Raw genomic sequence first — 15,811 nt, 5'->3', positions numbered from 1 at the left:
GACACCGCGCGGTACTACCGCACCCCGCCGGGGGTCGTCTCGGCAGCCGGCGTGGTGAGCGAGAGGTTCCGGGTGGCGATCCGCCAGCCGACCGCGTAGACCAGGGTCACCAGACCGCAGCCGGCCAGTACGACACGTTCGTCGACCACGTCCACGACCGCGGCCACCACCAGCTGGCTGATGGAGATCGCCAGGGTCGCCAGCATCATGTCGGTGGCGAAGACCCGGCCCCGCAGCCGATCCGGCACCTCCCCCTGCAAGGCGAAGTTCGACATCACCCAGTTGCTGCCACCCGCGAAGTGGGCCACGAAGACCAGGACCAGCACCAGTGGGAACCAGGCGGCCACCGACGTGCCGAGGTAGGCCAGACCGTAGACCGACATGGACAGTGCCAGGCCGGGCAGCAGCCAGGCCCGGTTGGTCAGTACCCGACGCATCATGAACGGCCCGACCAACGCGCCCGCACCGCGTACCGCGAACAACAGGCCTGCACCGAGCGGACCGACTCCGTACACCCCGGCGAGCAGGGGAAAGACGGTGAGTACGCCGTTGCCGAGGCCAACCGCCGATTTGACCGTCACCAACGCCAACACCCGCGGGCGATGCCCGATGTACACCAGCGCCTCGCGGATGGCCACCCAGGTCTGCGGCGACCGCGCGCCACGCTCGCGGGGTGCCTGCAACGGACGTCGGATGCGCGTGGCCAGGCCCGCGGCGATCACCAGCCCGACGGCGCCGACCCAGAAGCACACGTACGGCCCGGCCGCCGCGCTGAGCACCCCGCCGAGCGACGCGCCGACGACCGTCATCGTGCCCCACGCCGACCCGGCGACCGCGTTGCCCGCCGCCAGCTCATCCGGATCGAGCACGTTCGGTAGTGCCGCCTGCGCCGCCGGCGAGTAGAACGCCTTGGCCACCGCGACCACACCGATGCCGAGCAGCGCCAGCCAGGCGCTGCCGGCGTCGCGCACCCCGAGCAACAGCAGGACACCGACCAGCGCGGCGGCGTTCGAGACGATCATGATCGTACGTCGGTCGAACCGGTCCGCGATGGTGCCGGTGTACGGCAGCAGCAACGCCACGATGCCGGTGTCCACGGCGAGCACCAGGGCACCCCACACGCCACTGCCGGTCAACGTCGGAAGCAGCACCAGCAACGGCACCATGACGAACCAGTCGGCACCGAAGACCACCAGCTCGGCCAGGAAGAGATTGCGGAAGTTCCGGTTGCGGGTGAGGACCGAGAGGGTGGACGCCACGGAGCGGACCCTACCCGGCCACTGTCAGCGGTCGCAGCGGAGCGCGGACAGCTCCCCGGAGAGCCCGAGGGCCCTCCGGGGGCGGCGGTCACGCGTTGGGTGGGAACGGTGAGTTGCGGCTCTTCGGCAGCCGGAGCACCTCGAACTGGTCGGTGTTCTCGATCAGCGCCCCGGAGGGCGCCGCCGGTACCGGCTGGCTCTCCGGCCGCCGCGCGGCGGCCGTGTCGGCAGCGGTCCCCGCGCCCTCCGTCGTCCGCTGAGCGGTGTCCGCCCTGCTGTCGTCGGCCTCGTCGACCTCGCTGCCGGCCGACCCGCCGTGGGGGCCGTCACCGTGCCGACGCCGTCGCCACGCCCGGACCGACACCTTGGTGTCCTCCACCATGGCGTACAGCGTCGGCACCAGGATCAGCGTGAGCAGGGTGGAGGTGAGCAGTCCGCCGATCACGACGATCGCCAGCGGCCGCGAGATGAAGCCACCCTCCCCGGTGAGCCCGAAGGCCATCGGCGTCAGCGCGAAGATGGTGGCGATCGCGGTCATCAGGATCGGTCGCAGCCGGTGCCGCCCGCCCTCGACCACCGCCTCCCGCACACCCATCCCCTGGGCGCGGTACTGGTTGACCAGGTCGAGCAGCACGATCGCGTTGGTCACCACGATGCCGACCAGCATGAGCACGCCGATCAGCGCCGGCACGCTGAGCGCGGTGCCGCTGATCAGCAGCAGGGCGACCGCTCCGGTGGCCGCGAACGGGATGGAAACCAACAGGATCAGCGCCTGGATGACGCTGCGGAACGTCGCCATCATGATCAGGAAGACGATCGCGATCGCGGCCAGCACGGCCAGACCCAGGTCGGCGAAGGTCTCCCGCTGCTCGGCACTGACACCGCCCAGGCTGATCGTGGCCCCGGGGACATCGATCGCGTCGAGGCGGCTCTGCAACTCGGTGCTGATCGCGCCCAGGTCGGAGCCGGTGACCGTGCCGGTGACCGAGACACTGCGCTCACCGTCGATCCGTCGTACCTGTTGCGGGCCGGTGGTCTCCGTGACATCGGCGATGTCATCCAGCTTGACCGCGCCCACCGGCAGCGCCCGCAGCTCCTCCATGGTCATCGGCGGTGCCGCCGACCGGCGCAGCACGACGTCCCGGGCAGCGCCGTCGACGGTCACCTGGCCGAGGGGCGTACCCCGGAATGCCTGCGACACCAGCTGCCCGACGGCGGCCTCGGTGAGCCCGGCCCGGCTGGCGGCCACGCGGTCGACGGTCACGTCGAGGCGCGGTACCCGCTCGGCCAGGGTGGTCGTGATGTCCTCGACGCCGTCGATGCCGGTCAGGGCCGACTCGGCCTGCTTGGCGGCGGCGGCCAACGCCTCGGGATCGGCGGCCCGGACGATCACCGCCAGCTCGTTGGCGGACGCCCCGCCCTGACCCGCCGGGAAGGTGATCTCGCCGGCCTCCGATCCGAGCGCCGCGAACCGGTCCCGCAGCACGCCGCGCATCGCCTTGGCGTCGGTCTCCCCGTCGAGGCGCAACGCGTAGCTGGCCACGTTGTTGCCGGCACTGCCCGCCCAGGGGGTGTCGCCGCCACCGGCGGTGACCTGGTACGACTCGACGCCCGGCGTGCTCGCCAGCACCGCCTCGACCCGTCGGGCCGCCGCATCGGTGCCGGCCAGCCCGGTGCCTATCGGCAGTTCCTGGCGAATGTTGAGGGTGTCCTGGCCGGAATCGTCGAGGAAGTTCGTCTCCAGTTGCCGGGCCAGCCCGAAGGTGCCGAACAGCACCAGCAGCCCCGCCGCCAGGGTGGCCCAACGGTAGGCCCGGCGGCCGGTCGCGAACCGGATGACCGGCAGGTACGCCCGCTGCAACGGACTGCGCAACTCACGCTCCTCCGCCGCCCGACGGATCGCCGCGCCGTCGGCCGCGCCGCTGGCCGGCTTGAGGAACCAGTACGCGAGCACCGGAATCACCGTCAGCGAAACCAGCAGCGAGGCGAGCAGCGCCACGGTGACCGTGATCGCGAAGGGCGCGAAGAGCTGGCCGACGAAGCCTCCGACCAGTGCGATGGGAGCGAAGACGGCCACCGTCGTCAGTGTCGACGCGGTGACGGCACCGGCGACCTCGCGTACGGCCGTGAGAATCCCCTGCCGCTTCGGCCCGCCGTACGTCAGGTGCCGCTTGATGTTCTCGAGCACCACGATCGAGTCGTCCACCACCCGACCGACCGCGACCGTCAATGCGCCGAGGGTGAGCAGGTTGAGCGAGTAGTCACCGACCCAGAGAGCGATCAGCGCGACCACCACCGACAGCGGGATGGAGACCGCGGTGACCACTGTGGAACGCACCGACAGCAGGAACACCAGGATCACCACCACGGCCATGATCAGACCCAGCAGGCCCTCGGTGCTCAGCGTCTTGATGGACTTCTCCACGAACGGCGCCTGGTCGAGCACGACCGTCAGCTCGGCACCGGTGGTGGACCGCAGGTCGGCGAGTCGGTCGGCGACGGCGTGCGAGATTTCCACCGCGTTGCCGTCGGGGTCGGCGGTGACCGCGATGCCGAGGCTCTCCCGGCCGTTGGTGCGGGTGATCGCGGTGGCCGGGGCGAGTTGCTCCTCGACCGTGGCGACGTCGCCGAGGCGGATCGGACCAGCCTTCTTGACCGGCGGCGCGACGATCACGTCGCGCAACTCGTCCAGGGTGGTCAGCGGAGCCCCCACCTGCACCGGCAGGGTGCGGTCGCCGTCCACTACGGCACCGGCCGGCACCGCCACGCCGTTGGCCTGCAACGCGGTGCCGATCGCGGTGGGCTGCACCTTCGCCTTGGCCAGCTTCGCCGGATCCGGCGTGATCACCACCAGTTCGTCGCGCACGCCTGTCAACTCGACGCTGCGGACGCCGTCGATCGCCGCCAGTTCCGGCACCACGGTGTCACGCAAATTGCCGGCGAGGGCGCGCTCGTCGTCGCCGCCGGACGCGGCCAGCACCACGGCCGGCAGGTCGTCAGTGCTGCCCGCGATCACCTGCGGATCCACGCCATCGGGCAGCCTGGTCCGGTTGATGGCGGTCTGCATCCGGCTGACCATGTCGTCGAGTTCGGTGCCGAACTCGTACTGCACCACGATGGTCGTCAGGCCCTCACGGGAGGTCGAGGTGACCGAGTCGAGACCGGACAGGCCGCGCAGACTGTTCTCGATCGGCTCGGCGACCTGGGACTCGACGACCTCCGGTGCGGCGCCGGGGTACTGGGCCACGATGAACGCGGCGGGGAACTCCAACGACGGTAGGAGTTGCTGCTTCAGCGACGGCACGGCGTACACACCGAACGCCGTGGTCACCACCGCGATGAGGGCTACCAGCCCTCGGTTGGCGAGGCTGAATCTGGCGAGCAGCGACATCGCGTGACTCACTCCTGAGGGAGACGATCGAGAGGTACGAGCAGTGTGCCCGACCCCGTCGTCCTGCCGGCCTCCGGGGCGGTCGGGGTCCCGGGAGCACCGATCCGCAGCGACGCCACCAGATCGCGGTACAGCTCGTCGGTGGCTCCCCGGCCCTGACCCGCCCGCCGGGCCGGCGGGTTCGCAGCCGCGACCCGAACCCGTCCACCGCCGAGGGGAAGCGGCAGTCCCTCAGGCGAGATCGAGGGAGCGGGCGGCGACGAGCGGGTCGTTGGCGATGGTGACGGGGGCGGGGGCGGTGGAGATGGCCCACTCGGGGTCCTTCAGGCCGTGCCCGGTGACCGTGCAGACCACCGTGGAGCCGGCCGGCACCCGACCGGCGGCAGCCTGCTGAAGCAGACCGGCGACGCTGGCCGCGCTGCCCAACTCCACGAAGACACCGACCTCCCGGGCCAGCAGGCGGTACGCCGCCAGGATCTCCCGGTCGGAGACCGCCTCGATCAGGCCGCCGGAGGCGTCCCGCGCGTCCAGTGCCTTCGTCCAACTCGCGGGGTTGCCGATCCGGATGGCCGTGGCGATGGTGGACGGCTCGGCCACCACCTTCCCGGTCACGATCGGCGCCGCGCCGGCCGCCTGGAAGCCGTACATCTTCGGCCGCCGGGTGGCGTTGCCCGCGTCACGGTCCTCCGTGTAGCCCATCCAGTACGCGGAGATGTTGCCGGCGTTACCCACCGGCAGGCAGTGGATGTCGGGTGCGTCGCCGAGCGCCTCGACGATCTCGAAAGCGGCCGTCTTCTGGCCGTGCAGCCGGTCGATGTTGACCGAGTTCACCAGGGCCACCGGATAGTCCTGGGCGAGCTTGGCGGCCAGCGCCAGACAGTCGTCGAAGTTGCCGTTGACCTGGAGCAGCTTGGCGCCGTGCACGAGCGCCTGGGCCAGCTTGCCCAGAGCGATCTTGCCTTGCGGAACCAGGACGGCGCAGGTCATCCCGGCCCGGGCCGCGTACGCGGCGGCAGAAGCGCTGGTGTTGCCGGTGGAGGCGCAGATGATGGCCTTGTTGCCGGCTTCGACCGCCTTGGAGACGGCCATCGTCATGCCCCGGTCCTTGAACGAACCGGTCGGGTTCGCCCCCTCCACCTTCAGGTGCACGTCGCAGCCCAGCCGGGCGGAGAGCACCGGCGCGGGCAGCAGCGGCGTGTTCCCCTCGTGCAAGGTGACCACCGGCGTGGCCTCGGTGACCGGCAACCGGTCCCGGTAGGCGTCGATCAGGCCACGCCACATCTTGCTCTCCTCGCCTCTGCGATTGATCCGGCCGTTCACAGCCCGCCCTCGACCCGCAGCACGCTCGCCACCGACCGGACGATGTCCAGACCCCGCAGTTCCTCGACGGTCGCCGCGAGCGCCGCGTCCGGCGCGGCATGGGTCACGATGACCAGCACCGCGTCTCCGGCGGCTCCGGCGGCACCGCCGGCCGGCCCCTGACGAACGGTGGCGATCGAGACGTCGTGCCGGGCGAACACCCCGGCCACCGACTCCAGCACACCCGGCCGGTCGGCCACGTCGAGGCTGATGTGGTAGCGGGTGACCGCCTCCCCCATCGGCCGCACCGGCAGGTCGGCGTAGGCGGACTCACTGGCCGCGCGGACCCCGGCGAGCCGGTTGCGGGCCACCGCCACCACATCCCCGAGCACCGCGCTGGCGGTCGGTGCCCCACCGGCACCCCGTCCGTAGAACATCAACTGCCCCGCCGCGTCCGCCTCCACGAAGACGGCGTTGAACGCGTCGCCAACGCTGGCCAGGGGGTGGGTCACCGGGATCATCGCCGGGTGCACCCGGACGCTGACCGACTCCCGGCCCTGCCCGTCGGCACCGCGCGCAGCGATGCAGAGCAGCTTGATCGTGCAGCCCATCGCCTTGGCGCTGGCCACGTCCGCGGCGGTCACCTCGGTGATGCCCTCGCGGTGCACGTCGGCGGCGGCGACCCGGGTGTGGAAGGCGAGCGAGGCCAGGATGGCGGCCTTGGCAGCCGCGTCGAAGCCCTCCACGTCGGCCGTCGGGTCGGCCTCGGCGTAGCCGAGTTCGGTCGCCTCTTCGAGCGCCTCGGCGAACCCGGCGCCGGTGGCGTGCATCGCGGAGAGGATGAAGTTGGTGGTGCCGTTGACGATGCCGGTGACCCGGGTGATCCGATCGCCGTGCAGCGACTCGCGCAGTGGGCGCAGCAGCGGGATGGCTCCGGCCACGGACGCCTCGTAGTAGAGGTCACCGCCGCCCTCCGCCGCCGCGTCGTGCAGCGTGCCGCCATCCTCGGCGAGCAGCGCCTTGTTGGCGGTGACCACGCTCTTGCCGGCCCGCAACGCCTCCACCAGCCAGCCGCGCGCCGGCTCGATGCCGCCGACCACCTCGACCACCACGTCGACGTCGTCCCGCTTGATCAGCCCAAGCGCGTCGGTGGTGAACAGGGCCGGGTCGACCGGCAGTTCGCCGCGGTCCCGCCCGATCCGGCGTACGGCGATGCCGGCGATCTCCAGCGGAGCACCGACGCGGGCGGCGAGGTCCGCCGACTGCTCGTGCAGCAGCCGGACCACCTCGGCACCGACGGTGCCGCAGCCGAGCAGGGCGAGGCGTACAGGTGACGTCATCCCACATCCAAAGCGAGCAGGTCCTCTTCGGTCTCCGGTCGAACGATCAGCCGGGCCCGGCCGTTGCGAACCGCGACCACGCCGGGCCGGGGCACGTGGTTGTAGTTGCTGGCCATGCTGCGGCAGTACGCCCCCGTTCCGGGCACCGCGACAAGATCTCCGGGCTGCACGTCGGCGGGCAGGAATTCATCCTTCACCACGATGTCCCCGGACTCACAGTGCTTTCCCACCACGCGGGCGAGCAACGGTCCGGCGGCGCTCGCCCGGGAGGCCAGAGTCGCCGAGTACGACGCGTCGTACAGGGCGGTACGGATGTTGTCGCTCATCCCGCCGTCGACGCTGACGTACGTCCGGATGCCGTCGACGTCCTTGACCGTACCCACCTCGTAGAGCGTGAACACGGCCGGGCCGACGATCGCCCGGCCCGGCTCGACGGACAGGCGCGGAACCGCCAGCCGCTCCGCCGCGCACTCGAACTCCACGATCTTGCGCAGTCGGTCCGCCAGGTCCTGGGGGACGGCGGGATCGTCCTGCGAGGTGTACGCGATACCGAACCCACCACCCAGGTCCAGCTCGGGCAGCTGCACACCACGCGCGTCGCGGATCTGCGCCTGGAGGGTGAGCACCCGTCGGGCGGAGACCTCGAAGCCGCTGGTGTCGAAGATCTGCGAACCGATGTGCGAGTGCAGGCCGCGCAACTCCAGTACGCCCTCGTCGAGCACGCGCAGCGCGGCGGCCAGAGCCGAGCCACCCGCGAGGGAGAAACCGAACTTCTGGTCCTCGTGTGCGGTGGCGATGAACTCGTGGGTGTGCGCCTCCACACCCACGGTGACCCGGATCAGGACCCCGGGCCGGACGCCCCGCTCGCGGGCCAGCGCGGTGAGTCGATCGAGTTCGGTGAAGGAGTCGACGATGATCCGCCCGACTCCGGCCTCCAGGGCCCGGCTCAGCTCGGCCACCGACTTGTTGTTGCCGTGGAAGCCGATCCGTTCCGGCGGCATTCCGGCGGCCAGCGCCACGGCCAGTTCACCGCCGCTGCACACGTCGAGGAAGAGGCCCTCCTCCGCGATCATGCGTACCACCGCGCGACAGAGGAACGCCTTGCCCGCGTAGTACACGTCGTCGGCGGAGAAGGCGTCCCGGAAGGCCCGGCAGCGCGCCCGCAGGTCGTCCTCGTCCAGGACGTACAGCGGCGTGCCGAACTCGGCGGCGATGTCACGTACGTCCAGGCCCGCGACGGTCAGCGCGCCGTCCGCCCCACGCGCGGTGTTGCCCGGCCACAGCTGCGGCACCAGGGCGTTGACGTCGGCCGGGGGACGCAGCCAGGCCGGCCCCCGGCTACCGATGTCGCCGTGCAGCGCGCCTGCCTCGTGAGCCCTCATCCCTGACCTCCGCTTGGCGACCGCATGGCTCGCACGCTCACTCCTCGCGCTCGCATGCGTTACATCCGCTCCGGCGCCGAGACGCCGAGCAGGCGCAGCCCGTTGGCGATGACCACCCGGGTGGCGTCGTTGAGCCAGAGTCGCGCCCGGTGCAGATCGGTGACCGCCTCGTCGCCCCGGGGCAGGATCCGGCAGTTGTCGTAGAACCGGTGGTACGCCCCGGCCAGGTCCTCCAGGAAGCGGGCCACCCGGTGCGGCTCGCGCAGCTCGGCGGCGGCGGCCACCACGGCGGGGAACTCGGCGAGCGCCTTGAGCAGCTCGTTCTCCTTCTCGTGGTCGAGCAGCTCGGGCCGGAACGTCGCGGCGTCGCCCCGGACCAGGCCGACCTCGGCGGCGTTGCGGCCGACGCTGGCCGTGCGGGCCGCCACGTACTGCACGTAGTAGACGGGGTTGTCCCGGGTGGCACGGGTCCACAACTCGATGTCGATGTCGATCGGCGAGTCGCTGGAGTACCGGGCCAGCGCGTACCGGGAGGCATCCACCCCGATCGCGTCGACCAGATCCTCAAGCGTGACCACGGTGCCGGCCCGCTTGCTCATCCGCAGCGGAGCACCGTCACGGACCAGGTTCACCAACTGGCCGATGAGGATCTCCAACGTGCGCTCGGGGTCGTCGCCGAAGCAGGACGCCATCGCCTTCATCCGGCCGACGTAGCCGTGGTGGTCCGCCCCGAGCATGATCACGACGCGGTCGAAGCCGCGTTCCCGCTTGTCGAGGTAGTAGGCGCAGTCGGCGGCGAAGTAGGTCCACTCGCCGTTGGACTTGCGCAGCACACGGTCCTTGTCGTCACCGAAGTCGGTGGTCCGCAGCCAGGTGGCGCCCTCGGACTCGAAGACGTGGCCCTGCTCGCGCAGCCGGGTCAGGGCGTGCTCCAGCTCACCCCGGTCGTGCAGGTCCTTCTCGTTGAAGTAGGTGTCGAACTCGACCCCGAAGTCACGCAGCGAGGACTTGATTTCGATGAACATCAACGCCACGCCCTCGACCCGGAAGACCTCCTGGGCGGCGGCGTCGTCCAGGGCCAGCACGTCCGGGCGCCGAGCCACGACCTGCTCGGCGATCTCGGCGATGTACGCCCCGCCGTAGCCGTCCTCCGGCGCCGGCTCGCCCCGGGCGGCGGCGAGCAGCGACCGGGCGAAGCGGTCGATCTGCGAGCCGGCGTCGTTGAAGTAGTACTCGGTGCCGACCTCGGCGCCGGTCGCGCGCAGCAGTCGGCTCAACGCGTCACCGACCGCGGCCCAGCGGACGCCACCGATGTGCACCGGACCGGTCGGATTGGCCGAGACGAACTCCAGGTTGACCTTCAGACCGGCGAGCCGGTCACTGCGGCCGTACTCCTCGCCGGCCTCGACGATCGAGCGGGCGAGCTGTCCCGCGGCGGCGGCGTCGAGCCGGATGTTGAGGAAGCCCGGGCCGGCGATCTCGACGGACTTGATCCCCGACGTGCTGGCCAGCCGGGCGGCCAACGCGGCGGCCAGCTCCCGCGGCGGCAGGCCGACCTTCTTGCTGAGCTGAAGCGCCAGCGTGGCGGCGTAGTCGCCGTGCTCGGGGTTGCGGGGACGCTCGACCGTGGTGTGCTCCGGCAGGGCGGACCGGTCCAGCTCCCGGTCGGCGAAGACGGCGTGAGCGGCGGCGAGGACGGCGTCGGCGAGTTCTGCAGGAGTCACCGATCCATGTTATCGGGGGTAGACTCGGTCCCCGCGGCGGCGACCCAGCATCCGAACTCAGCCCGCCAGTCCCCCTGACCGACCGACCTGACGAGGCACGATGAGTATCAGCACCCCGAGCGGCCCGGAGCGCCGCCCGACAGTGGTCAGCACCGGCAAGAAGCCGGCGGCGGGCCGGCCGGCCGCCGGCGCCAAGGCGACCGGCGCCAAGGCTGGCCCCAGTAAGTCCGGATCGGCCCAGCGCGCGGGGGGCGGCAAGGGGCCACGTAAGCCGATCACTCCGGTCAAGGTCAGCCAGGGCCGGTCGTGGGGGCCGATCGCGCTCTTCGTCGCCGTCGGCGTGCTCGCCGCGTCGATCGTCGGGTTCGGCGCGTGGGCGACCTTCAAGGGCAGCCAGTCCTGGGAGGACAAGGCGGCCGACATCGATGGCATCGTCAACTACCGCAAGACCGACCCGGAGAGCCTCACCTACGAGTCGCACCAGGCCGGCAAGATCGAATACAAGTACGCCCCACCGGTCGGTGGCGCGCACAACAATGCCTGGCAGCGCTGCCTCGGTGACGTCTACGACGCGCCGATCGCGGCCGAGCACGCGGTGCACAGCATGGAGCACGGCGCGGTCTGGCTCACCTACCGCCCGGACCTGCCCGCGGCCGACGTCGAGAAGCTGGCCAGCGTGATCCGGGGCAACGACTTCATGCTGATGAGCCCGTACGAGGGCCTGGACGCCGCCGTGTCGCTGCAGGCGTGGGGTTACCAGCTCAAGGTCGACAGCGCCGACGACCCGCGGATCAAGGAGTTCGCCACCACGCTGGCGCAGAACGCCTCGATCGAACCGGGTGTGCCCTGCTCCTCCGGCAACTACACCACCGGCACCGGCACCGAGCCGCGCGAATTGGCTCCGCCGACGGGTGGTTGACGTGTCGACCGAGACCCAGCAGGCACCGGCGGCGGAGCACAATGGCACCGAGTTGCGTCGCTCGCCGCACCTGCTGCGGTATCTGACCCTCGCCATGGCGGCGGTGCTGCTGCTCGGCCTCGGCTGGACAGCCGCGACGCTGTGGTCGGCCCGGACGCCGGGCGAAGAATCGGCCGAGGCCGGCTTCGCCCGGGACATGTCCCGCCACCACGCCCAGGCGGTGGAGATGGCGATGATCGCGTACGCGAAGGGCCAGGACCCGGCGATCCGGCAGATGGGCTACGACATGGCCCTGACCCAGCAGGCTCAGATCGGCCAGATGCAGCGCTGGTTGCAGGAGTGGGAGCTGCTGCCCACCGGTTCGCGACCGGCGATGGAGTGGATGCCCGACGCCGTGCCGGTGGGAGCTGACGGCCTGATGCCCGGCATGGCGACCCGCGACGAGATCACCCAACTGCACGAGGCCCAGGGTGTCGCGGTGGACCAGTTGTTCCTCAAACTGATGATCAAGCATCACCTCGGCGGGGTCCACATGGCCGACGGCCTGTTGAAGGTCTCCGACCGGGCCGAGGTGGTCTGGATGGCCGAGGCCATGAAGCAGACGCAGCAGAAGGAGATCAACGAGATGCGGCGGTTGGAGCTCGCCAACGGTTGATCCGCTCGTACCCGTGCTCCTCGCCGCCCCGCTCGTCACTTCGAGCGGGGCGGCGCTGCGTCGGCGGTACGTGGCTCCTATCCGGCTACCGGGACAGTGCGCCCCACCTTGGGGTCATACGACCGATTTTCCCTCTAGGGGTTACTTGGAGGGAAGTGCACTCGTTGTCCGGACGTGGGGGTTGCACTCAGAGACGCGCGGCGTTCGGTCACCAGCTGGTGCCGACGCCACACCATCGGCGGTGACGGAGCGGTGGCAGCCGTCCGTCGCGGACAGCGGCAGGGTGAGCCGGGAACACTCAGCCGTGAACAGGAGCTGGAACTGATCGACGCCCTCCGGGGCGTTCACCCCGACGCGTTCGGCTTGGACGAGGAGCTGTGGACCCGCCAGAGCCTGCACGCGCTCATCCAGCAGCAGTTCGGTCTGACCCTGGACGTGGGAGTGGTCGGGGCGTACCTGCGGGCCTGGGGGCTGGGTCCGCGCGAGCCCCGCGAGCGGGCCTGCGGCCTCTGCGTCGGCGCGGTCGAACGTTGGGTACGCAGCGAATACCCGGCGATCACCCGGGCCGCCCAGGAACACCTGGCCGAGGTCTACTGGGTCGGTCGGGTCCGTCTGCGGGGCACCATGCCGGCCGCCGACGTCATCTCGGCGGTCTCCTCGCGGGGACGGGTCCGGTTCATGGTCATCACGCCGTCGGTCGACCCACCGCTGCCCCGGGAGTTCCTGTACCGACTCAGCGGTGCGGAGCAGCGCACCGTGCACCTGATCGTGGACGGCTCCTGGGCCCGCAACGAATGGCCGCGTCGACTTCCCCGGCGGATCGTGCCGCACCCGCTGCCCAGCTGCGGACGCGCGATCGCCGCCTGAGCCGGACTGCCGGCAATCGCCGGTCGGGCCCGACGGAACCGACCCGTCAGCGACGCGGCCGGCTCCGTCCAGGTGCGTCGGCAGCCGTCCGCGACGCACCGATACCGATTCGGCGATCGGGTGCGGGGTTTGCTAGTCTTCACCAGTCGCGCTGAGCCCCCGTAGCTCAGGGGATAGAGCACCGCCCTCCGGAGGCGGGGGCGCAGGTTCGAATCCTGCCGGGGGCACTTCTTCTTCGTAACAGAGCCGTTCGCCCGATTGCCGGGGAGCGGCTCTGTCAATTTCGCCCCTCCGACCGTCGTCGTTGAGGGCGCGGACCGGCGTCCAGGTCCACCCCTGCTGCACGCATCCCGCCACCCTGCGGAAGGTCTCGTGGGGTCTGGACCCATTGCCTTCTTCCCTGTCGGCGTGGTCACGAATATCGTGATCTCACCGAGTCGGTGGGCCTGATTCGGGCCCGATGGCAAGAGCCTCTCCGAGAGCCTCGCGGACCAGCAGGATCGGATCATTGATGCCGAGTACCTCAGGTAGCAAGAAGGTCTTCGTAATCATGCCGTTCGGCCTGAAACGACTGCCTTCCGGCGCGACCCACGACTTTGACCGCTTCTATCACCAGATCCTGCGGCCGGTCGCCCAGGACGCCGGCTGGGCGGTGTCCCGTGCCGACGAGATCACCGAGCCGGGCACCATTGTCAACCAGGCGTTCCGGCACCTTCAGGCCGCCGATGTGGTGGTCGCCGACATCAGTTCGCCCAACGGCAGCGTCTACTACGAGTTGGGCGTCCGGCAGGCCATCTCACCAGGCAAGACCATTCTGGTCGCGGTGCACGGCACCGAACTGCCCTTCGACCTGAGAAGTCAACGTGTGCTGTTCTACAGCCCGCAGTTCGACCAGGATCCCCGTTTCCGTTTCGCCTACCGCGAAGCACTGGTCTCGGACAGCCCGCACGTACACAATCCGGTGCGCGACGCCCTGGCCGACCTCGGCCTGAACTTCAGCCCCCAGACCGACCGGATCGCCTTCGAGCAGGAACTGCACCACAAGATCGAACGGAGTCGCAACATCGAGCAACTGCTCGCTGTCTGGCACTGGGCTCGGCAGTCGGGTGATTTGCCGACCGGGGCGCTGCTGTCGCTGAGCTACCGACTGGCCGTCGAGGGCGACTACGCCAGCGCGATCCAGGTCCTCGACGCCGCCTTCCCAGAAGCCGACGGCGACTGGGAGGTGCACCGGCAACGTGGCTTCTACCTACGCAAGTTGAACCGGCTCGACGCGGCGGAGGCAGCGTTGACCCGGGCGTACGAATTGAACCCGTCGGACCCGGAAACACTCGGCATGCTTGGCGGCGCGCTCAAACGGCAGGGCCGCTATCCCGAGGCGCTGCGGCTCTACCAGCAGGGCGCGACACTGTCGCCCACCTCGCTCTACCTGGCGGTCGCCTGCGCGGGCATGATGGCCATCGCCGAGCCGGACAATCCCGGGCCAGCCCTGGCGCGGTACCGGCAGTTGCTCAGCGAGATCGACGAACGCCCCGGCCAGGAGACCGACTCGTGGGCGAACCTGGTACGCGCCGAGGCGCACTTCGTCCTGGGTGACGTGGAGGCGGCCTACCGGTTCGGACGTGCGGCGGTGCGCTACGGCGCCGAACGACTTCATCTGGAGTCGACCGCCGATCAGATCCTCATGCTGGATGCGCACGGTCTGACCCTGACAGACGCGGACCGTTTTGCTCGCTGGCTCGTCGAGGAGGCCAAGAACCAGCCGTCGGTGACCGTGACCGAACGGACTTCGGAGACGTCGGTTCCCGATTTCCCACACCGGATGATCTTCCACATCTCCGATGTGCACTTCGGTACGATTTCAGAGGGCGACAAGCAGATCGACCTGCACCGCTTCGTCGACAGCGAGAACTCCGACCGGCTGAGCGTGGAGCTCAACCGCGAGTTCCACGCCGCGCTGAAGCGTTCCGGTTGCGCCGCGTCGGATGCCGTTCTTGTCGTCTCCGGCGATTCCACCTACACCGGACGGCAAGCCGAATTCGAACTGGTGAACCAGTTCCTCACGGAGCTGTGCGAAAACATCGGAATGGACCATAGCCAGGTCGTTCTTGTCCCCGGCAACCATGACATTGATTGGCTCCAGACCAAGTCCAACAGGGCCAACAGGTTCGACAACTATCTCACCTTCGCGCACCAGTTCTACGGGGAGGAACTGTTCCGCGAGGTGTTCCCACGGATCACCTGGGACCTCAAGACCTCGGGTAGGCGGCCGGAGGCGAGAGAGATAATCTACCGCCGCACCGACCGGACGATGACCTTCGTCGGGCTGAACTCCTGCATCTTCGAGGATGACCAGAACCACTACGGTTACATCGGAAAACGCCAGCTCGACATCGTCAAGGACCTGCTCGAACAGGAACCACCAGACAACGTACGCGTGGCGGTCATGCACCATCACCTGCATCCCTTCCCGGAGCCGCTGGAGCCCCGCCGGGGGGACTCGGTCGTCCTCGACCTGTCCACCGTCCGCGACGCCGGCTTCGTGGAACAACGCCTGGAACGGCTCGGATTCTCGCTGCTGCTGCACGGGCACAAACACAAGCCACAGCTGCGGGAGACGCTGGTACGGGTGCCGCAGGACGACGTCAGCAGAGTGGCCCGGCCACTGATCGTCTCCGGTTGTGGCAGCACCGGGGTCAGTCACCACGAGTTGGAGCACGACCAGCCGAACCACTTCGCCATGCTGGAACTGACCCAACCGGTGCGGACTCCCGGCGCGGACTTCCTGGTGATCGAGTGGCGGGAACTGGCGGTCAGACTGGGCGCCGAGTGGGTCACCAAACAGCGCTGGACCATCAAGGGTTGAGCCTGCCGGGGCGGTACCGGGTGGCCTCCCGGCTCCGGAGGGCCCGCCGAGGTCGGGACCTTCGGCCCGACGGCTTCGGGTGTTCCGGCCCGCGCACAGCGCCCTCGGT

Annotated in this window: 10 protein-coding genes and 1 tRNA gene; 5 read left to right on the top strand and 6 right to left on the bottom strand. The window is 70.0% G+C overall.

The genetic code is table 11. The features are described from left to right. Window positions 1-14: 14 nt before the first annotated feature. The 6 genes from Vlu01_RS19620 to argS form a co-directional block, all read right to left on the bottom strand. Window positions 15-1,259 (bottom strand): MFS transporter, encoded by a 1,245-nt coding sequence (locus Vlu01_RS19620; RefSeq protein WP_204001660.1) that lies wholly within the window; start codon window positions 1,257-1,259, stop codon window positions 15-17. Between the two features lie 88 nt (window positions 1,260-1,347). Next, window positions 1,348-4,650, bottom strand: a complete 3,303-nt coding sequence (locus tag Vlu01_RS19615) for an efflux RND transporter permease subunit (protein WP_204001657.1) — start codon at window positions 4,648-4,650, stop codon at window positions 1,348-1,350. A 231-nt stretch (window positions 4,651-4,881) separates the two neighbouring features. Continuing rightward, window positions 4,882-5,931, bottom strand: a complete 1,050-nt coding sequence (gene thrC, locus Vlu01_RS19610; protein WP_204001654.1) for a threonine synthase — start codon at window positions 5,929-5,931, stop codon at window positions 4,882-4,884. Between the two features lie 35 nt (window positions 5,932-5,966). After that, window positions 5,967-7,289, bottom strand: a complete 1,323-nt coding sequence (locus Vlu01_RS19605; RefSeq protein ID WP_204001651.1) for a homoserine dehydrogenase — start codon at window positions 7,287-7,289, stop codon at window positions 5,967-5,969. After that, window positions 7,286-8,671 carry a diaminopimelate decarboxylase gene (gene lysA, locus Vlu01_RS19600; RefSeq protein ID WP_204001647.1) on the bottom strand — a complete coding sequence of 462 codons (1,386 nt, stop codon included), beginning with the start codon at window positions 8,669-8,671 and terminating at the stop codon, window positions 7,286-7,288. Before lysA ends, Vlu01_RS19605 begins: the two co-directional genes overlap by 4 nt. 59 nt (window positions 8,672-8,730) lie before the next feature. Continuing rightward, window positions 8,731-10,395, bottom strand: a complete 1,665-nt coding sequence (argS, locus tag Vlu01_RS19595) for an arginine--tRNA ligase (protein WP_204001644.1) — start codon at window positions 10,393-10,395, stop codon at window positions 8,731-8,733. Between the two features lie 100 nt (window positions 10,396-10,495). On the opposite strand from argS, the gene Vlu01_RS19590 reads away from it, so the two are divergent. From Vlu01_RS19590 to Vlu01_RS19570, 5 genes are all read left to right on the top strand, one after another. Next, window positions 10,496-11,314: a thioredoxin-like domain-containing protein gene (locus Vlu01_RS19590; protein WP_204001641.1), complete on the top strand. Its 819-nt coding sequence runs from the start codon at window positions 10,496-10,498 to the stop codon at window positions 11,312-11,314. Between the two features lies 1 nt (window position 11,315). Next, entirely contained in the window at window positions 11,316-11,969 is a 654-nt protein-coding gene (locus tag Vlu01_RS19585; RefSeq protein WP_239096002.1) for a DUF305 domain-containing protein, read from the top strand. A gap of 174 nt (window positions 11,970-12,143) precedes the next feature. Next, complete coding sequence (locus Vlu01_RS19580) at window positions 12,144-12,836, top strand: winged helix-turn-helix domain-containing protein (protein WP_204001638.1); 693 nt, start codon at window positions 12,144-12,146, stop codon at window positions 12,834-12,836. 155 nt (window positions 12,837-12,991) lie between these two features. Beyond that, window positions 12,992-13,063 (top strand) — tRNA-Arg (locus tag Vlu01_RS19575). 284 nt (window positions 13,064-13,347) lie between these two features. Further along, window positions 13,348-15,702 carry a metallophosphoesterase gene (locus Vlu01_RS19570; protein WP_204001635.1) on the top strand — a complete coding sequence of 785 codons (2,355 nt, stop codon included), beginning with the start codon at window positions 13,348-13,350 and terminating at the stop codon, window positions 15,700-15,702. The last annotated feature ends 109 nt before the right edge of the window (window positions 15,703-15,811 follow it).

The organism is Micromonospora lutea (assembly GCF_016863535.1).
Lineage (GTDB): Bacteria > Actinomycetota > Actinomycetes > Mycobacteriales > Micromonosporaceae > Micromonospora > Micromonospora lutea.
Note: the sequence above shows the minus strand (reverse complement) of the source record. Positions and strands in the feature narration are given on the sequence as shown.

What these genes read in the sequence shown, in the direction of transcription:
- Vlu01_RS19615 (WP_204001657.1), bottom strand. Translation starts at nt 4,650, where the DNA reads ATGTCGCTGCTCGCCAGATTCAGCCTCGCCAACCGAGGGCTGGTAGCC.
- thrC (WP_204001654.1), bottom strand. Translation starts at nt 5,931, where the DNA reads ATGTGGCGTGGCCTGATCGACGCCTACCGGGACCGGTTGCCGGTCACC.
- Vlu01_RS19605 (WP_204001651.1), bottom strand. Translation starts at nt 7,289, where the DNA reads ATGACGTCACCTGTACGCCTCGCCCTGCTCGGCTGCGGCACCGTCGGT.
- lysA (WP_204001647.1), bottom strand. Translation starts at nt 8,671, where the DNA reads ATGAGGGCTCACGAGGCAGGCGCGCTGCACGGCGACATCGGTAGCCGG.
- Vlu01_RS19590 (WP_204001641.1), top strand. Translation starts at nt 10,496, where the DNA reads ATGAGTATCAGCACCCCGAGCGGCCCGGAGCGCCGCCCGACAGTGGTC.
- Vlu01_RS19570 (WP_204001635.1), top strand. Translation starts at nt 13,348, where the DNA reads ATGCCGAGTACCTCAGGTAGCAAGAAGGTCTTCGTAATCATGCCGTTC.